The 17,214-nt window shown below is 66.3% G+C and carries 22 protein-coding genes and 4 tRNA genes; 7 read left to right on the top strand and 19 right to left on the bottom strand.

The window, feature by feature from the left end:
* Positions 1 to 51 precede the first annotated feature (51 nt).
* The 9 genes from L1892_RS10055 to L1892_RS10015 all read right to left on the bottom strand — a co-directional run bounded on the left by L1892_RS10055 (position 52) and on the right by L1892_RS10015 (position 5,426).
* A complete protein-coding gene (locus L1892_RS10055; protein WP_235723454.1) occupies positions 52 to 504 on the bottom strand; it encodes a VOC family protein in 453 nt (150 codons plus the stop codon).
* Complete coding sequence (locus L1892_RS10050; RefSeq protein WP_235723453.1) at positions 501 to 965, bottom strand: helix-turn-helix domain-containing protein; 465 nt, start codon at positions 963 to 965, stop codon at positions 501 to 503. Before L1892_RS10050 ends, L1892_RS10055 begins: the two co-directional genes overlap by 4 nt.
* 20 nt (positions 966 to 985) lie before the next feature.
* Positions 986 to 1,261 carry an excalibur calcium-binding domain-containing protein gene (locus L1892_RS10045; protein WP_235723452.1) on the bottom strand — a complete coding sequence of 92 codons (276 nt, stop codon included), beginning with the start codon at positions 1,259 to 1,261 and terminating at the stop codon, positions 986 to 988.
* Positions 1,262 to 1,374: 113 nt separating this feature from the next.
* On the bottom strand, positions 1,375 to 2,328 hold the full coding sequence (locus L1892_RS10040; protein ID WP_235723451.1) for an L-lactate dehydrogenase: 954 nt from the start codon (positions 2,326 to 2,328) through the stop codon (positions 1,375 to 1,377).
* 142 nt (positions 2,329 to 2,470) lie between these two features.
* A complete protein-coding gene (gene rplA / locus L1892_RS10035; protein ID WP_235723450.1) occupies positions 2,471 to 3,187 on the bottom strand; it encodes a 50S ribosomal protein L1 in 717 nt (238 codons plus the stop codon).
* Between the two features lie 183 nt (positions 3,188 to 3,370).
* On the bottom strand, positions 3,371 to 3,805 hold the full coding sequence (gene rplK, locus L1892_RS10030; RefSeq protein ID WP_235723449.1) for a 50S ribosomal protein L11: 435 nt from the start codon (positions 3,803 to 3,805) through the stop codon (positions 3,371 to 3,373).
* A gap of 118 nt (positions 3,806 to 3,923) precedes the next feature.
* Positions 3,924 to 4,802: a transcription termination/antitermination protein NusG gene (gene nusG, locus L1892_RS10025; protein WP_235723448.1), complete on the bottom strand. Its 879-nt coding sequence runs from the start codon at positions 4,800 to 4,802 to the stop codon at positions 3,924 to 3,926.
* 66 nt (positions 4,803 to 4,868) lie between these two features.
* On the bottom strand, positions 4,869 to 5,315 hold the full coding sequence (gene secE / locus L1892_RS24870; RefSeq protein WP_235723447.1) for a preprotein translocase subunit SecE: 447 nt from the start codon (positions 5,313 to 5,315) through the stop codon (positions 4,869 to 4,871).
* 38 nt (positions 5,316 to 5,353) lie between these two features.
* Positions 5,354 to 5,426, bottom strand: a tRNA-Trp gene (locus L1892_RS10015).
* A gap of 342 nt (positions 5,427 to 5,768) precedes the next feature.
* Here L1892_RS10015 and L1892_RS10010 point away from each other — a divergent pair.
* Positions 5,769 to 6,689: a putative endonuclease domain-containing protein gene (locus L1892_RS10010; RefSeq protein WP_235723446.1), complete on the top strand. Its 921-nt coding sequence runs from the start codon at positions 5,769 to 5,771 to the stop codon at positions 6,687 to 6,689.
* A gap of 54 nt (positions 6,690 to 6,743) precedes the next feature.
* On the opposite strand, the gene L1892_RS10005 is transcribed toward L1892_RS10010, so the two are convergent.
* The 5 genes from L1892_RS10005 to L1892_RS09985 all read right to left on the bottom strand — a co-directional run bounded on the left by L1892_RS10005 (position 6,744) and on the right by L1892_RS09985 (position 8,628).
* Entirely contained in the window at positions 6,744 to 7,826 is a 1,083-nt protein-coding gene (locus L1892_RS10005; RefSeq protein WP_235723445.1) for a fused (3R)-hydroxyacyl-ACP dehydratase subunits HadA/HadB, read from the bottom strand.
* Positions 7,827 to 8,002: 176 nt separating this feature from the next.
* Positions 8,003 to 8,170 carry a 50S ribosomal protein L33 gene (rpmG, locus tag L1892_RS10000; protein ID WP_003929651.1) on the bottom strand — a complete coding sequence of 56 codons (168 nt, stop codon included), beginning with the start codon at positions 8,168 to 8,170 and terminating at the stop codon, positions 8,003 to 8,005.
* 82 nt (positions 8,171 to 8,252) lie between these two features.
* A tRNA-Met gene (locus L1892_RS09995) sits at positions 8,253 to 8,326 on the bottom strand.
* A 20-nt stretch (positions 8,327 to 8,346) separates the two neighbouring features.
* Positions 8,347 to 8,419: transfer RNA gene (locus L1892_RS09990), tRNA-Thr, on the bottom strand.
* 128 nt (positions 8,420 to 8,547) lie between these two features.
* A tRNA-Tyr gene (locus L1892_RS09985) sits at positions 8,548 to 8,628 on the bottom strand.
* Between the two features lie 147 nt (positions 8,629 to 8,775).
* Here L1892_RS09985 and L1892_RS09980 point away from each other — a divergent pair.
* Positions 8,776 to 9,267: a YajQ family cyclic di-GMP-binding protein gene (locus tag L1892_RS09980; RefSeq protein ID WP_160900477.1), complete on the top strand. Its 492-nt coding sequence runs from the start codon at positions 8,776 to 8,778 to the stop codon at positions 9,265 to 9,267.
* Positions 9,268 to 9,462: 195 nt separating this feature from the next.
* Here the strand turns inward: L1892_RS09980 and L1892_RS09975 are convergent, their stop codons facing one another.
* Positions 9,463 to 10,125 (bottom strand): hypothetical protein, encoded by a 663-nt coding sequence (locus tag L1892_RS09975; RefSeq protein ID WP_235723444.1) that lies wholly within the window; start codon positions 10,123 to 10,125, stop codon positions 9,463 to 9,465.
* A 96-nt stretch (positions 10,126 to 10,221) separates the two neighbouring features.
* Here L1892_RS09975 and L1892_RS09970 point away from each other — a divergent pair, with 96 nt between their 5' ends.
* A complete protein-coding gene (locus L1892_RS09970) occupies positions 10,222 to 11,145 on the top strand; it encodes an oxidoreductase (protein ID WP_235723443.1) in 924 nt (307 codons plus the stop codon).
* A 56-nt stretch (positions 11,146 to 11,201) separates the two neighbouring features.
* Here the strand turns inward: L1892_RS09970 and L1892_RS09965 are convergent, their stop codons facing one another.
* The 3 genes from L1892_RS09965 to htpX are packed head-to-tail and all read right to left on the bottom strand — an operon-like array spanning position 11,202 to position 12,747.
* Complete coding sequence (locus tag L1892_RS09965; protein ID WP_235723442.1) at positions 11,202 to 11,630, bottom strand: TA system VapC family ribonuclease toxin; 429 nt, start codon at positions 11,628 to 11,630, stop codon at positions 11,202 to 11,204.
* Positions 11,623 to 11,853 (bottom strand): hypothetical protein, encoded by a 231-nt coding sequence (locus L1892_RS09960; protein WP_235723441.1) that lies wholly within the window; start codon positions 11,851 to 11,853, stop codon positions 11,623 to 11,625. Before L1892_RS09960 ends, L1892_RS09965 begins: the two co-directional genes overlap by 8 nt.
* Positions 11,854 to 11,883: 30 nt before the next feature.
* A complete protein-coding gene (htpX, locus tag L1892_RS09955) occupies positions 11,884 to 12,747 on the bottom strand; it encodes a zinc metalloprotease HtpX (protein ID WP_235723588.1) in 864 nt (287 codons plus the stop codon).
* A 205-nt stretch (positions 12,748 to 12,952) separates the two neighbouring features.
* On the opposite strand from htpX, the gene L1892_RS09950 reads away from it, so the two are divergent.
* From L1892_RS09950 to L1892_RS09940, 3 genes are all read left to right on the top strand, one after another.
* On the top strand, positions 12,953 to 13,411 hold the full coding sequence (locus L1892_RS09950; protein WP_235723440.1) for a peroxidase family protein: 459 nt from the start codon (positions 12,953 to 12,955) through the stop codon (positions 13,409 to 13,411).
* On the top strand, positions 13,408 to 13,566 hold the full coding sequence (locus L1892_RS09945; RefSeq protein ID WP_235723439.1) for a hypothetical protein: 159 nt from the start codon (positions 13,408 to 13,410) through the stop codon (positions 13,564 to 13,566). The genes L1892_RS09950 and L1892_RS09945 overlap by 4 nt, the downstream gene beginning before the upstream one ends.
* A gap of 72 nt (positions 13,567 to 13,638) precedes the next feature.
* The gene (locus L1892_RS09940; RefSeq protein ID WP_235723438.1) at positions 13,639 to 14,481 is read left to right on the top strand and encodes a peroxidase family protein; all 843 of its coding nucleotides are present in this window, start codon (positions 13,639 to 13,641) and stop codon (positions 14,479 to 14,481) included.
* 107 nt (positions 14,482 to 14,588) lie between these two features.
* Here L1892_RS09940 and L1892_RS09935 read toward each other — a convergent pair whose 3' ends face one another.
* Positions 14,589 to 15,608 (bottom strand): polyprenyl synthetase family protein, encoded by a 1,020-nt coding sequence (locus tag L1892_RS09935; RefSeq protein WP_308191695.1) that lies wholly within the window; start codon positions 15,606 to 15,608, stop codon positions 14,589 to 14,591.
* Between the two features lie 102 nt (positions 15,609 to 15,710).
* Between L1892_RS09935 and L1892_RS09930 the strand changes: the two genes are divergently transcribed.
* Entirely contained in the window at positions 15,711 to 17,012 is a 1,302-nt protein-coding gene (locus L1892_RS09930) for a geranylgeranyl reductase family protein (protein WP_235723436.1), read from the top strand.
* Positions 17,013 to 17,214: the final 202 nt, after the last annotated feature.

The following is a 17,214-nucleotide window of genomic DNA, read 5'->3' as shown; positions in this document are numbered from 1 at the left end:
CACGGAAACTTGCGCAGAGTGGCGGAATCAGCTGCCCGGCCTGCTGGACCGTCACGGCGCCCAGCGGGCGATGTCCTCGTCGGTGATGGGTCGCTCCTGCGCAGGAGGCTGCGTCATCCGGAGCTGGTTTCCGAACGGGTCGCGGAACGCGCAGTCGATGCCGTAAGGCTGGTCCATGGGTTCCTGGGTGAACTCGACGCCCTTGGCCGCGAGGTCGGCGTAGGTACCGCGGCAGTCGTCGGTGGACAGGATGGTCACCGGCATCGCACCCAGCGCCACCAGTTCGCGCACCCTGGCCGCGGCCTGTTCCGACAACGCGGGCGGACTCGGCTTCTCCAGTAGGATCAACCGGTCCGGCTGTGCGGGCAGGGCGACGGTCAGCCATCGCATGAAACCCATGTCGACGTCGGTGTCGACGGTGAATCCCAGCGTGCCGACGTAGAAGTCGAGGGCGGCGTCCTGATCGAGGACATAGACGGAATGGATGCTGATGCCGTTGATCATGGCGGTGACACTACGGACGAGGTCGGCGCCGACGCTTCTCCGAAACTGCTCAACGCAGCCGGTCTCGTCCAGGCGCGCACAAAGCAGGCCGGCACCTGCGCCGACGTCACGCCCGCAACTCCGGACCACGCCGACCGGTAGACGCTCGGGCTGCGCCCGATGATCGAGGCGAAGGTCCGACTGAAGGTGCCGAGACTGTCGTAACCGACCGCCAACCCGACGTCGGTGACCGACAGCGATCCCTCCCGAAGGAGGGCACACGCCCGCTCGATCCGACGGCGCTGCAGATACCGGTGCGGCGTCTCGCCGAACACAGTTCGGAACCGTCGGCTGAAATGTGCCGGCGACATCACCGCGATCCGGGCCAGCGTCGGCACGTCGAGCGGCTCGGCGTAGTGACGGTCGATGGCGTCACGGGCCCGCAGCAGTCGACGATTCTCGTCTTCGCGCGGGGTGAACACCGCTCAATTCTGCACGCGAGTCAGTGTTGCTCGCAGGCGATGCCGTCCTTGTCGCGATCGCGCCCGGACTTGTTCGCGTCGTATACCGCTTGATCAATGGCGAAGTCGGTGACCGGCGTACCCGACGTGTGATCGACCGCGCCCGGCTGGCCGACACCGTGCGGATAGTCGACGTTGAGTTCGTCGCAATTGCTGTAGACGGTGACCGCCTGTGCGGGCGCCGCAACCGCCAGCGGCGCGACCGCCATCGCCGCAGCACCGAGCATCCCCGCCACCGTTCTCCGCGAACACCGCATGACCAGACCTCATCTCACCGTCGTCGTCGAACGGCTCGAGGATAGTCACCGCGGTGACCTGATCTCGGCCAATCCGTGCGCGGTTACTCCGAACGGCGTACAGGCGATCGCCGTCAGAGGCCGAACTTCGCCTGCATCCCCCGCAAGGTCTCGGCCGATGCCATCAGCCCCGCACGTTCCTCGTCGGACAGCGGCATCTCGAGGCGTGTCTGCGCCCCGCCGCGATCGACGATGGTCGGTAGCGACAGACACACATCGTCGAGCCCTTCATAACCTTGCGCCACCGTCGACACCGGCAACACCCGGTGCTCGTTGTTCAGCACTGCCTCGACGATGCGGGTCGCCGCGAGTCCGATGGCGTAGTTGGTGGCGCCCTTGCCCTCGATGATCTTGTAGGCGGCGTGCACCACCTCGTGCTGGATGCGCTCGCGGGCCGCCGCGTCGATCGGTTCCCCGCCCGGTAGCGGCTTCCAATGCGTCAGCGGCACACCGCCGATGGTGGCCGAACTCCACAGCGGGATCTCGGTGTCCCCGTGCTCGCCGACGATGTAGGCGTGCACATTCTGCACGGCGACGTCGCAGTGCTGCGCGATGAGGAAGCGCAATCGCGACGAGTCGAGCACCGTGCCGGACCCGAACACCTGGTTGTTCGGTAGGCCGCTGAACTTCAACGCCGCATAGGTGACGATGTCGACCGGGTTGGTGACCATGATGTAGACCGCATTCGGCGCCACCTCGAGCACCCCGGGCATGATCTTCTTGGTCAGCCCGATGGTCGCCTCGGCCAGTTCGAGCCGCGACTGCCCAGGCTTCTGCTTCGCGCCCGCGGTGAAGACGACGACGTCGGCGTCGGCGCACACCGACACGTCGTCGTCGCCGATGATGTCTGCGCGCGGGATGAACTCGAGGCCGTGTGACATGTCGAGCACCTCGGCGGTCACCTTGGAGGTGTTGATGTCCATAAGCGCCACCGTCCGCGCGACGCCGCGGATCAATGACGCATAGGCGACAGCGGTACCGACCGCCCCCGCTCCGATGATCGCCAGCTTTGTCGGTCGTACGTCCATCAAGTCACCGCCTGGTCTCGTGGGTCGTCCTCCCCGCGATTATTCACGCCCCGCCCCCGATCTGCACCGGAGACGACCCAGACAGCACGAAACCCCCGACGAACAGTCGGGGGTTTTGTGGTGACGTCGTGGCGTCGTGGCGTCAGGCCTGCGGCGCCTCGGTGAAGTTACGCGTCACCGCCGGGTCGACCGGGATGCCCGGGCCGGTGTTGGTGGAGACGGTGATCTTCTTGATGTAGCGGCCCTTCGCAGCCGACGGCTTCGCGCGCATGATCTCGTCGAACGCTGCGCCGTAGTTCTCCGCCAGCTTCTCGGTGTCGAACGACGCCTTGCCGATGACGAAGTGCAGGTTCGACGCCTTGTCGACGCGGAAGGTGATCTTGCCGCCCTTGATGTCGTTGACGGCCTTCGTGACGTCAGTGGTCACGGTGCCCGTCTTCGGGTTCGGCATGAGGCCACGCGGTCCGAGGACACGTGCGATGCGGCCGACCTTGGCCATCTGGTCCGGGGTGGCGATCGCGGCGTCGAACTCCAGCCAGCCGCCCTGGATCTTCTCGATCAGGTCCTCGGCGCCCACCTCGTCGGCGCCCGCGGCGGTGGCCTCGGCGGCCTTGTCGCCGGCGGCGAACACGATCACGCGGGCGGTCTTACCGGTGCCGTTGGGCAGGTTGACGGTGCCGCGGACCATCTGGTCGGCCTTGCGCGGGTCGACGCCCAGGCGCATGGCGACCTCGACGGTCGCATCGGTGTTCTTCGACGACGTGTCCTTGGCAAGCTGTGCAGCTTCCAGCGGGCTGTACAGCTTGTCGCGATCGACCTGTTCCGCGGCGGCGCGGTAGGCCTTGCTCTTCTGTGCCATTGCTCTGTTCTTTCTCCGTGAATTGATTCGGGTTGGTGGTTAGTGGGCCGAGCCGGCCCTCCCACGCGGTGTTCTTCTCTGCTGATCGAGTAGAGCGAATCCCTGCCGACCGAGTCGCAAAAATCCCTGCTGATCGAGTAGCTGCGAGCCGCTAGGCGAGCAGCGTATCGAGATCCAGCGAGATCAGCCGTCGACCGTGATGCCCATCGACCGAGCAGTACCGGCGATGATCTTCGCGGCCTGGTCGATGTCGGTGGCGTTGAGGTCTTCCTGCTTGGTCTTGGCGATCTCGCGGATCTGATCCATCGAGACCTTGCCGACCTTCTTGGTGTGCGGCTCGCCCGAGCCCTTCTGCAGACCGGCGGCCTTGAGTAGCAGCTTGGCGGCGGGCGGGGTCTTCAGCTTGAAGTCGAACGAACGGTCTTCGTAGACCGAGATCTCGACCGGGATGACGTTGCCACGCTGCGACTCGGTCGCCGCGTTGTACGCCTTGCAGAACTCCATGATGTTCACGCCGTGCTGACCGAGCGCCGGACCCACGGGCGGAGCCGGGTTGGCCGCACCTGCCTGGATCTGGAGCTTGATGATGCCGGCGAGCTTCTTCTTCTTGGGAGGCATCCTTGTTCCTTGTTTGTTCCTTGCATATCCACGCCCGCTGGAGACGTGGAAGTCTTTCGTTCGGCCCTTCGTGACGCCCGCTCGTTCCTCGCGGGCGCTCCTCAGGGACCGAACCGAGCTAAATCTTCTCGACCTGGTTGAAGCCGAGCTCCACCGGTGTCTCGCGACCGAAGATCGACACGAGCACCTTGACCTTGCGCTGTTCGGCGTTGACCTCGCTGATCGACGCGGGCAGCGTCGCGAACGGGCCGTCCATGACGGTGACCGACTCGCCGACCTCGAAGTCGACCTCGACAACTGCGGTCGCCGCGGCGGCGGCAGCCTCGACACCCTCGGCCGCCGCGCCCTTCTGTGCGGCCGGCTTCTTGGCCTCGACGCGCGGCATCAGGAACTGCAGCACCTCGTTGAGCGACAACGGCGACGGCTTGGAGGTCATTCCCACGAATCCGGTCACACCGGGGGTGTTGCGCACCGCGCCCCACGACTCGTCGTTGAGGTCCATGCGCACCAGGATGTAGCCCGGCAGCACCTTGCGGTTGACCTTCTTCGGCTGGCCGTTCTTGATCTCGGTGACCTCTTCGGTCGGCACCTCGACCTGGAAGATGTAGTCGCCCACGTCGAGGTTCTGCACGCGGGTCTCAAGGTTGGCCTTCACCTTGTTCTCGTAACCGGCGTAGCTGTGGATGACGTACCAGTCGCCGGGCGCGCGACGCAGTTGCTTGCGCAGTTCCTCGACCGGGTCGGCTTCTTCGGCGGGGGCCTCTTCGGCTGCGACCTCGTCGGCCACCTCGGCTTCGTCGGCGACGGCGTCCTCGACTGCCTCGGCCTCTTCCACGGCGACCTCGCCGCCGTCGACAGCTGCCTCATCGTCTGCGGCAGCCTCGACCTGAGCCTCGACACCCGGGTCGTTGGTCTCGTCGACAGCATCGACCGCCGACGCATCGACGGCGTCGGCCGACTCAGTGGTCGATTCGATCTCGTTCTCCGGGGTGCTCACTGCAGCCCACGCTCCTCTTTCGTTTCCGGTCGTCCTGGCTCGGCCGCGGTCCGCTTGCGTGGATCGTCAGCCGAAGAGCCAGAGGACTCCCCTGGCGAAGACCAGGTCGAGACCGGAGATGAATGCGGTCATGATGATCACGAAAACCAGCACGACGATCGTGTAGGTGATCATCTCCCGGCGGGTGGGCCAGATGACCTTCTTCAGTTCGGCGACGACCTGCTGCAGAAAGACCCAGATCCGAACGAACGGGTTGCGGCTCTGGCCTGCATCGGCCTTCTTCTTGCGTTCTTTGACCGCGACCGCGGAACCGCTGCCGGTCTCCGCGTCGCCGCCGGTGCTGGAGGCACTCGTCGACGAACGACGGCGCGACGAGCGCTTGCCCGAAGGACGGAGTTCACTCGACTCCGCGCCGGTCTCCTCGACGTCCTCGCGACCTTCGAGCCCCTCTACCGATTCGGCAGCGGTGTCGTCCGCACCTTTGGCGCGGGCAGCTCGATCTCGCTTGCTCACTTTCGAGGTCCTCTCGTCAACGTGTGCCCTCACCAGGGCAGGGGCGACAGGACTTGAACCTGCAACCTGCGGTTTTGGAGACCGCTGCTCTGCCAGTTGAGCTACGCCCCTTTGCGACTGTGCCGCGGCTCTCGCCACGTTACAGCTGCCATCTGACCCGACCCTGAGAGGAAAGCTCCTCACACAACCAACGCGCCACCCTATGGGCAGCGCGCAAGTCTCAAGTCAAACCAGACACCTCAGTGTAGATCACGTGCGCCCTGGAACCCAAAACGGGTCCGAACGCCCGCCGCGCCGATGCCGCGTGTCCGCGAGCATCACCGCTGGGCCTCACCGACCGGATAATCCAGTCGAGCGAGCTCAGTGGTGATCCCGGCGGACACTCCACAGGCCTTCGGAGATCTGTGGACACCGAAATCGAAGCTCGTCCGATCCGCACCACAATCTACCGGCATGCACGATTTCGGCGTTTACACCCGGCGGGAACTACGCAGCAGGAACGTCACCGATTCCGATCTGCGACGCGACGTCCGTCGCGAGATCTACACCCCTGAGGGCAACGGTTGGTACTCCATCCCATCGGCCGATCCCACCGCGCTGGCGGCGGTCCGCAAGCACGTCGCACTGAGCTGCGTGACCGCCCTCGAACACTATGGGGTCTGGCTCCCGCCGCAGGTCGACAAGGTTCATCTGCGCGGGAACTCGCAGGCCAACCGCGATCACCCGGGACGCTATCGCCGCCACTTCGGCCGCCCATTGCCGGTGACCACCATCCTCGACGACCCGCACACCGCGCTGCGCCATGCCTTACGTTGCCTCGATCCGGAGGGCATCACCGTGGTGTGCGATTCGCTGCTCAACATGTCACTGCGGATGCGCAGCGGGCTGCTCGCAGCCGAGGTCCTGACGCCCGGCGAGGTGGAATCCGCATTCGACGGCGCGCCGGAGCACATCGTGGCGTGCTTCAACAGGTGCGACGAGCGCGCAGCGTCGGGCACCGAGACGATGGGCAGGGTGCGGCTGCGCGGCCTCGGCCTGAAGGTTGAGGTGCAGGCGTACGTCCCCGGACTCGGACACGTGGACCTCAAGGTGGGCGATCGGCTACTGATCGAGATCGACAGCTTGGCCCATCACACCGGGGTCCACAACTACGACGAGGATCATCGGCGCGATCAGGTCGCCACCAGCCTGGGATTGCTTCGGATGCCCCTGACGTACAAGAACGTCGTCTACGAGTGGCCGACAACCGTGGAGAAAGTGCTCGATGCGGTCCGCGGCGGCCACCACCTGTCCCCGCGCCACCGAAAGATGTCCGCCGACATCACCGCACAGCGGTGCGAGCTGGATAATCCGCGCGAGTGCCCTGAGTCGTGATGTCCGCGGACACGTTCGGGGTCGGCGGGCCACCGATTACGCGGACGGCAGCACTCAGTTGAATTGCACGTGCGCCAGCGCGCGACCGAAGATCTTGCGGTCGCCCTGCTTTGCGACGATCGCGATCACGCCGCGCCGGGTCTCCGGATCCAGCGACTTGATCTTGCCGGTGAAGTCGACCTGGGCGTAACCCTCGGCCGGGACGTACACCGGGCTGGTGAAGCGCACGTTGTACTCGTAGATCGCGGCCGGATCTCCGACGAAGCTGCTGACGAAACTGGCGCCCAGTCCCATCGACTGCATGCCGTGCGCCACGACGGTTTCCAGCCCGATGACCTTGGCGACCTCGTCGGAGAAGTGGATGGGGTTGGGATCGCCGGCCACCCCGGCGTAGTTCACCAGGTTGCCGCGGGTGAGTGTCTTGGTCATCGCCGGCAGTTCCTGACCGACGGTCAGGTCGTCGAAGTCGATCGCCGAATACGGCTTGGGATCGACCTGCGGGTCGGGCAGCGAGTACCGCTCGAACGGACCGTGCACCGTCTTGGGCATGACGGCTTCCCGGTCGACCTTCATCATCACGTGCTCGAGCTTGTCGAGGACGTCGGGATCGGCCTCCACGGCCGGGCGGGCCACCAGGCTGGTCCAGGTGGTCATCACCGGTTCGTCATGCTGGTTCCAGATGATGTTCTTGGTCACCATCACGTCGGTGCCGGCCATCTGACGGAAGGACTCGAGCGAGACGTCACAGATCAGCTGATCGCCGACCTTGACCGGCTGGTGGAACACCAGACGCTGGTCGGTCTGCATGATCTGCCACAGGTCGTAGCCGGTGACGACGTCTTCGAACAGGCGGCGCTGAGCGATGATGCCGAGCACGGAGACGAAGGTGGGTGCGGCGATCAGGGTGTCGTGACCAAGCTCGGCGGCGGCCTGCTCGTTCCAGTGGACGGGGTGGTCGTCCTGGACGGCACGGGCGTGCTTGCGGACCTCTTCGCGACCGACCTCGTAGTAGTCGTCGACGGTGTAGTTGTAGCCCACCATCGCCTGAGTGTGGGCGGCGATCTCCTCCGGCGTCAGCTTGACGCCGTTCTTCAGTGCCTCGATCCGCTGCTGGATCTCCGCTTCGGTCACTGACATCGGATACCGCTCCTTCACTTCGCCAACCCGTGGCGCCGTTCCCCGTGCGCTGCTAGCTGTCGCCGTCAGCATGGCCGGTCGGCTCCGACCGGGTTTCGCCCTACGGCTGCGGGCTGCCTCTTGGATCAAGAGGCAGCCCGCTTTAGTCGTTCATACCGGAATCGCCGGTGATGCGCTCAGCGCGATTCCTTATGTGCCTGATGCTTGCCGCAGTTCGGGCAGAACTTCTTGATCTCGAGGCGGTCGGGATCGTTGCGGCGGTTCTTCTTGGTGATGTAGTTACGGTGCTTGCACACCTCGCACGCCAAGGTGATCTTGGGGCGAACATCTGTTGAGGAGGCCACTTCGTTGCCTTCTTTCGGTGGTACGTGGCGGGCTCGGCTGCCCTATTGCGTGTTCGGCTCCGAGCTGGTCGGCACCGATGTGTAGCGGTGGAGGGACTCGATCCCTCGACCTCACGATTATGAGTCGTGCGCTCTAACCAGCTGAGCTACACCGCCATGTGGACTGGGGTCCAGCGAGCCCCCTGACGGAATCGAACCGTCGACCTTTTCCTTACCATGGAAACGCTCTGCCGACTGAGCTAAGGGGGCGTGCCCGATCAGACCCAGATCGGATCTGCTCGAGAGCCTTAACGAGGTTACACACTGAAGCAGGCGCTCACCAAATCGCTGGTCGCGACCGGTGGCGAGCGCCGAATCATCAGCGATTTACCACGTCGTGGCAGGTATAGGATTCGAACCTATGTAGCTTGCGCGACGGATTTACAGTCCGCTCCCTTTGGCCGCTCGGGCAACCTGCCGTGCCGCTCCGCCAACCGCTCACACGGCTGTAAGAACAACGCCGTGAAGAATACAACGAGCATCCCGCATCCACGCAAATCGGCTGTTCAGAGGCTCATCGCGGGTTCGGTCCGGAGTCGGCGCAGCACGACGATAGGCTGTCGGTCATGGCTGATTCATCGTTCGACGTGGTGAGCAAGGTCGACCGCCAGGAGGTCGACAACGCCCTCAATCAGGCGGCGAAGGAACTGTCGCAGCGCTACGACTTCCGCGGCACCAACACCGGTATCGAGTGGTCCGGCGAGGAGACCATCGTGATCACCTCCGACGCCGAGGAGCGCGCGCAGGCCGGGCTCGAGGTGTTCAAGGAGAAGTTGATCCGCCGCGACATCTCACTCAAGGCGTTCGACGCCGGCGAACCCGCGGCGTCGGGCAAGACGTTCAAGATCTCCGGGAAGATCGTCGAGGGCATCGACTCCGAGCACGCCAAGAAGATCTCCAAGAAGATCCGTGACGAGGGCCCCAAGGGCGTCAAGGCGCAGATCCAGGGCGAGGAACTGCGCGTGTCGAGCAAGAAGCGCGACGACCTCCAGGCCGTCATCGCACTACTCAAGGGTGAGGACTTCGGGATCGCGCTGCAGTTCGTGAACTACCGCTAGACAACCGCTGATCGAGTAACCACCGGCCCACCCGACACGACGCCCCAACCGCTGATCGAGTAACCACCGGCCCACCCGACACGACGCCCCAACCGCTGATCGAGTAACCACCGGCCCACCCGACACGACGCCCCAACCGCTGATCGAGTAGCCGCCGAGGCGCCAGCCGAGGCAGCGTATCGAGATCAGGTTCGCCTAGACGATCCCGATCTCACGCGCCCGCACGCCGGCCTGAAACCGCGATCGCGCGCCGAGTGCATCCATCAGCTCGGCCACGCGCCGACGATACGTCCGCACCCCGAGCCCGAGGCTGCGTGCGGCGGTCTCGTCCTTGACCCCCTGCCCCAGCAGGTCGAGGACCTGCGGGGCCAGCGCGCGGATGTCGGCGATGCCCGCGTCGTAGGCGGCGAGGTCGGTCGCCGAGCGCCAGGCGGCCTCGAACAGCGACGACACCCCGTGCACCGCGTCCGGCTGGGTGATGACGCTGTAGCTGCGCTGCCCTCCCGTGCGGTCGCCGGCCAGGATCACGATTCGGCGATCGAGGATGATGGTTTCGTTGATTTCGTCGGCGGTCACCCGGATGTCGGCGCCGTACTGATCGCGCCGCACTGCCAGATGGTGTGCAGCGACCGGGTCGAGGAGGGTCGCCGCCCGGTAGATCTTGCGGACACGCACGGGACCGCGATGCTGTGTCCCGACCACCCTCTCCGGGGTATCCAACGTTCCGTGCTGCCACGCGAACGTCCACAGGTCGTTGGCCGCGCACGACACCTCGGTCGCGGTCGCGAACAGATGCTCGGTGCGGCGGAACAATTCCTCTTCGCTGCGCACGACGGTGACGGAGTCGGTGTCGGTCATGACCTCCAGTGTGCGCCCGCAGAGCGATTCACGGACGGTGTGGCAGCTTGTTGCCAGAGCACAACACCGCGGCCGCGGACTCGCCACAGTGGTCCTATGACCATTGATCACCACCTCCACACCCCGACCCCGACCGCCGACGCTGCGGGCACCTGGCGACTCGGCGACCGCACCGTCAACCGTCTGGGCCTGGGCGCGATGCGCCTGGGCGGTATGCCCTGGGAGCCACCCCGTAACCGCGACGACGCACTCGCCGTGCTGCGCCGGGCCGTCGAACTCGGCGTCGACCACATCGACACGGCCGCGTTCTACTTCACGCCGACCCGGCTGGCCAACGAGCTGATCAGCACCGCGCTGCAGCCCTTCCCCGATGATCTGACGCTGGTCACCAAGGTCGGACCCAGCCGGTCGCGTGACGGCGAGTTCGAGCCGATGGCGCGTCCCGAGCAGCTGCGCGGGCAGGTCGAGGAGAATCTGCGGCAACTCGGGATCGACACGATCGACGTGGTGAATCTGCGCTGCGGCACCAGCATGGACAAGACCGATGCGTCGATCGCCGAACATCTCGGCGCGCTCGCCGAACTGCGCGACGCCGGGCTGCTGCGTCACATCGGCATCTCCAACGTGACGGCCGACCAGCTGGCCGAGGCACTGACGGTGACGCCGGTCGTCAGCGTGCAGAACCGCTACGGCCTCACCGACCGCGGCGACGACGATCTGCTGGAACTGTGCGGCGCGAAGGGCATCGCCTTCGTCCCGTTCTTCGCGGTCGCCACCGCCAGCGGCGCCTCCCCCGATGGCCCGGACACGACCGGACAGGCGCAGATCAGTTCGATCGCCGAGAAGTACGACGCGTCGCCGGCCCAAATCCGACTCGCGTGGACGCTGCATCGGGGCCCGCATGTGCTCGCCATCCCCGGCACCGGCAACCCGGCACATGTCGAGCAGAACATCGCGAGCGCATCACTGCGACTCGACGACGCCGACCTCGCAACGCTCGACGCCATCGCGGCCGGCTGATCCGACGAGTCGCCGAGGACCCCGATCTGCGTGGTCAGCATGCGGTGGTGCTGCCCTCATCCCAACGTGTGAATGCGCTGCTGGTCGTCGGGGGCCAGCACCGGTGCGATCTTCGTGTCGAAGGTGACCAGGCGCGCAGAATTCTGTGCGGCCAGATTTACCAGGTGTAGGTCGGTGACCTGACGGAAGCCGACGAGACCGGTGAGGCCGATACTTGCGTGAGCCAGGGACGAATCGTCCGGCAGGAATACCGAACGCTCATGCGCCCGCAGTGAGCGCAGCGTGGTCAACGCCGTCTCCGCCTCCACCACTCGGCCCATGACCGACCGGTTGAGCGCCGTCCTCAGCAGGCCGGCCTCCGTGATCGGCGTCGTCGCGAATCGTCCGGTGGCGGCGAACCATTCCTGCGCAGATCGGTGATGGACGTGGGAGGGCGCAAGGAGCGCCACCAGCACATTGACGTCGGGCAGGTCGAGGTCACTCATCGTCGAGCATGGCACGGGCGACCATCTCGTCGGTCACCACGTGGCCCGGTTCAGAGGGCAGCAGCACGAGCCCTTCCGGTTCGGCCGGTCGCGGATTCTCAGAGGACAGACCTGCCATCGCGAGTTCGGAGACCGCTTGGCCGATGCTCGCGTTGCGTCCGTCGTTCACGCGAGCACGCGCAGCGGCCAGCACTCGTGGGTCGATGTCCAGCGTGGTGCGCATGCCTCAGGGTAGCGCATCACGCATCACGCATCACCGTCCCGCGTGCGGTCCCCGCCTCGCCATCTCGTGGAGCCGTGCAATCCGGTCCTCGGTCGGCGGGTGACTGGAGAACAGCTTCGCCACCCCGCCGCCACGGAACGGGTTGGCGATCATCAGGTGCGACTGCGACTCGATCTTCGGGTCCTCCGGCAACGGCGCGCGGTCGATGCCGCCACTGATCTTGGCCAGCGCCGAGGCCAGTGCGAGCGGGTCGCCGGTGAGCTCGGCACCGGACTGGTCGGCCTGGTACTCCCGCGACCGCGACACCGACATCTTGATCACCGACGCCGCGAGCGGACCGAGCAGGGTGATCATCAGCACGCCCAGGATTCCCGGGCCGTTGCCATTGCGGCCGCCACCGAAGAAGAACGCGAAGTTCGCCAGGCCGGTGATGATGGACGCCATCGCGCCGGCGATCGACGAGATCAGGATGTCGCGGTTGTAGACGTGCGACAGTTCGTGGCCCAGCACCGCCCGCAGCTCTCGTTCGTCGAGTATTCGCATGATGCCTGCGGTGCAGCAGACCGCGGCGTTCTTCGGGTTGCGGCCGGTCGCGAACGCGTTCGGCGACTCGGTGGGGCTGATGTAGAGGGCCGGCATCGGCTGGCGCGCACTGGTCGCCAATTCCCGCACGATGCGGTAGAGCACCGGCGCCTGCACCTCGGTGACGGGCTGTGCATGCATCGACCGCAACGCCAGCTTGGCGGAGTTGAAGTACACGTAGGCGTTGGTGCCGATCGCGATCACCACCGCGAACAGCAGGATCGTCGGGCTCTGGAACATCGCCCCGATACCGACGATGATCGCCGACATCAGGCCCATCAACGCAGCGGTCTTCAGACCATTGAAGTGCATCATCCCTCGTTCTCGCGCATCACCCGACGTACGTCGTCAGGGTGCTTTCACTCTTCCAAACGTCCGAGGCGTCGGCAGAGTTTCCACACCGCACCCGCGCGGGTCGTCCCGCCACCCCGATATGAGGTAGCGAACTACTCATGACCTGGGGTTCTGCGCTCCGTAGCGTCAGATTTCCCCCCCGACGACGATCACGAGGCCCCTGATGTTCACCAAGTTCAGCCATACCGGCGAAGTCGCGACCCAAGACGAACTCCTGTTCACCACACCCTTCGGCTACATGTTCGACGACGCCGCGCACTCTGCGTCGTGCCTGTTGCCGCGGTCCTGCGAGACGATCACCGCCCTCAAACAACTCGGCGACGCGATGGCGACCGATCAGACCGGGCTGCCGAACGACTCGACGACGCTGCCGGCGATCCTCACCTACCTCGGCCAGTTCATCGATCACGACCTCACCGCGCGCACGGATCGCGAGTCTGCGGTGTCCACGATCGGCCGGGGTGAACCGGTGACGCCACGCGATCCCGACGAGGTGGTGGCGAATCTGCACAACGGGCGACGCCCGCAACTCGATCTCGACAGCGTGTTCGGGGACGGGCCGTCGCTGGTCGGCGTATCGGAGACCACGTCTCAAGTGCTGTACGCCAACGATCTGAAATGACGGTCTTCCAACCGTCGTCGACTCGGCGCGACGTCCCGCGCGATCCGGCGACCCGCGTCGCGATCATCGCCGACGCCCGCAACGACGAGAACCCCAACATCTCGGCGCTGCACTGCGCGTTCCTGTTGTTCTACAACAAGATCTACGACGCGTAGGTTGCCGGGACGCCCGCGTGCAAGCACATTCGCGCACGCCAGCTGACCCGTTGGGCCTACCAGTACATCGTCGTGAAGGACTATCTGGCCCGCGTGTGTGACCTCGGTGTCGTCATCGACACGCTCGCCAACGGGCCACGCTATTACGGTGTGTCCGCCGGACACGGCCAGACGTTCATGCCGCTCGAGTTCTCCACGGCGGCGTTCCGCTTCGGGCACACGATGATCCGGCCGGAGTATCGGCTTCGCGGTGGCCAGAGCCCGATCGCGGTGATGGACATCCTCGCGCCGAGCCGCCCCGATGCGGCCGGCAACCCGAACGCCACCTTCTTCGACACCGGCGACGCGACCCCGCATCAACTGCGGTCCTCGGCGATCCTCGACTTCACCTTTTTCGCCGGCAGCGGCCCGAACGTCCAGAAGGCCCGCAAGATCGACTCGAACATCTCCGCCGGGTTGGGCTCGCTGCCACTCGGGCCGCGCACCGGCGATCCGATCCTCGGCCACCTGGCCAAGTCGAACCTGGTGCGCGGCTACAGCTTGTCGATACCCACCGCGCAAGCATGCTGCGAGACGATGGGCGTCAAACCGATGACGATCATGCAGATGGGCGGTGCCGGTGAATCCGCGAACGTCAAGAACATCCTGGAGACCACCGCTCTCGGCCAGCGCACCCCGCTCTGGTATTACATCCTCCGCGAGGCCGCAGTGCAGCAGAACGGTGAACGGCTCGGCGAACTCGGCAGCCGCATCGTCTGCGAGACCATCATCGGTTCGCTGAAGTCCGATCCGAACAGCTACCTCAACGCCAACGACCTCGCCGTGACACCGCTGGGAGTCGACGTCGGCACCGCTGTGATTCGCACCCTCACCGACCTCCTCAACCACGCCGGCGTCGGCCCGGTCGGTCCCTGACGGTTCTGGCCGCAGCGCCCGATTCCGGGTTGGAGACGAAACTGCGGCCAGACACTGCGGGTGCGGCCAGAACTTTCGGCCAACCCCGCGCGACCAACCTCGTGCGGCTAGCCCGTGCGGTCGATGGTGTAGCGGACCAGGGAGCTGAGGGCGCCATGGGCGGGGCTGTCGGGAAGTTGCGCGAGCACCGCCTCGGCTTCGTCGGCGTAGGCCCGCAACCGCTCGTGCGCGGCCGTCATCCCCGACGACGCATTGAGCACCTCGATGGCCTCGGCCACCTCGGCGTCGTCGGTGACCGGACGCGCCTTGCCGGTCTGCGGGTCGAGCAGCAGCTCCCGCAGCCGCTGCGACGCCGCATCGTCGCTGCGCAACGCGTACAGCACCGGCAGCGTGTGCACGCCCTCGCGTAGGTCGGTGCCGGGCGTCTTCCCGGAGTCGCCGCTGACCGAGCTGATGTCGATGATGTCGTCGGACACCTGGAAGGCCGTGCCGATAATGTCGCCGAGCCTGGACAACCGCTCGACGTCGTCGGTGGTGGCGTCGGCGGCCATCGCACCGAACCGGCCCGACGCGGCGATCAGCGACCCGGTCTTCTCCCACACCACCTTCAGGTAGTGCTCGATAGGATCGCCGCCGTCGGCCACGCCCACGGTCTCCCGCATCTGACCGGTCACCAGTTCGGCAAAGGTCTCCGCGATGATGCGCACCGCATCCGGGCCCAGCGTCGACACCAGCCGCGACGCCCGAGCAAACAGGAAGTCGCCGGACAGTATCGCCACCGAGTTGGTCCACCTCGAGTTGGCGCTCGGGGCACCACGCCGCAGCTGCGCCTCGTCCATCACGTCGTCGTGATACAGCGTGGCCAGGTGGATCATCTCCACCACGGTGGCCGAGGTGATGACCTCCGACGCGTCCGGCCGCCCGCCGAACTGCGCGGCGAGGATCGCGAACATCGGGCGAAAGCGCTTGCCGCCGGCCTTGGCCAGGTGCGTCGCCGCCTCGGTCATGATCTCGTCACCCGATGAGAGTTCGGCCAGCAACAGATCCTCGACCTGCGCCAACGACGTCCGGACCGTCTCGGCGAACTCGTCGGTGCCCAGGTCCAGCCCGGCGAATGTGGACTTCACTGCGCTAGCCGCTCCATCTCGTCGTCTTCTACAACCGACCACCATCGGTCGGCTGCCGTGCTGCCGAGCCTAGTCGTTGTGGCGGCCCGACATACTGGTCGGGTGAGTAGCGACGACTCCCCACCGCTCGATGCCCGGCACACGGTTCCCGAGCGCACCGACGTCCTCGTCGTCGGCGCAGGTCCGGGCGGTTCCGCGGCCGCAGCGTATGCCGCGGCCGCCGGTCGCGACGTGGTGCTGCTTGATGCTGCGACGTTCCCGCGCGACAAGACCTGCGGCGACGGTCTCACCCCGCGCGCGGTGGCCGAACTCGGTCACCTCGGTCTTGGAGATTTCCTCACCCATCGCCCGCGTATCGACGGACTCGCGCTGCACGGGTGGGGCGCCCACCAGTTGGTCCGATGGCCCTCGGGCCGGTTCCCCGCCTACGGCAGTGCCGTGTCGCGGATGGAGCTCGACGACGCCATCCGCGCTCTCGCGGTATCCCGCGGAGCGCGAATGGTGCAGGGCGCCAAGGCCGTCGATGTGACAATGACCGGTGACCGGATCGCCGAGGTCGTCGTCGAGGGCGAGTCCGGCCGGACGCCGATCACGGTGGATGAGGTGATCGTCGCCGACGGGGTGCGGTCGGGCTTGGGCAAGAAACTCGGCCGTGAGTGGCATCGGGAGACCGCCTACGGCGTCGCCGCCCGCGCGTATGTGCCGTCGAGTCGCGCCGACGATCACTGGATGGGTTCGCACCTGGAACTACGCGGTCCCGACGGCGATCTGCTCCCCGGCTACGGCTGGGTGTTCCCGCTCGGCGACGTCGCGCCCGGCCCGCTGCCGCTGTCGGGCGGGCTGCTCAACGTCGGTGTCGGCGCGCTGGCCACCGCGAAGCGTCCGGCACACATGGCGCTGCGCCCGATCCTGGAGCACTACGCGGCGATGGTCGGCGACGAGTGGGCCATCACCGGCACCCCGCAGTTACTCACCTCCGCGTTGCTGCCGATGGGCGGAGCCGTCACCGGCATTGCCGGACCGAACTGGATGCTCATCGGAGACGCCGCGGCCTGCGTGAACCCGCTCAACGGGGAAGGCATCGATTACGCGCTGGAGACCGGCCGGCTGGCCGTCGAGCTCCTCGCCGACTCCACCGACCACACCACCCGATGGCGCGACCTGTTGGTGGAGCACTACGGTCTGGCCTTCTCCGCCGCCCGCCGCCTGGCCGGGCTGCTCACCATGCCGCAGACCGTGCCGGCCCTCGGCCGCCCCGGCATCCGGTCGGCCCGGCTGATGTCGATGGTCGTGCGGGTGATGGGCAACCTCATCACCCCCGACGACGCCGACCTCGTCGCGCGCGCCTGGCGCACCGCCGGCCGGGTCTCCACCCGCATCGACGACCGCCCGCCGTTCAGCTGAGCCGGTCCCGTCTCCGTCCCCACCGCCAACCGAGCAGACGACAACCACACCGAGAAACCACACCACCCGCTGATCGAGCACACGACAACCACACCGAGAAACCACACCACCCGCTGATCGAGCACACGACAACCACACCGAGAAACCACACCACCCGCTGATCGAGCACACGACAACCACACCGAGAAACCACACCACCCGC

The sequence above is a fragment of the Gordonia tangerina genome (assembly GCF_021556435.1).
GTDB lineage: Bacteria > Actinomycetota > Actinomycetes > Mycobacteriales > Mycobacteriaceae > Gordonia > Gordonia tangerina.
This window is presented reverse-complemented; position numbering and strand designations above follow the sequence as displayed.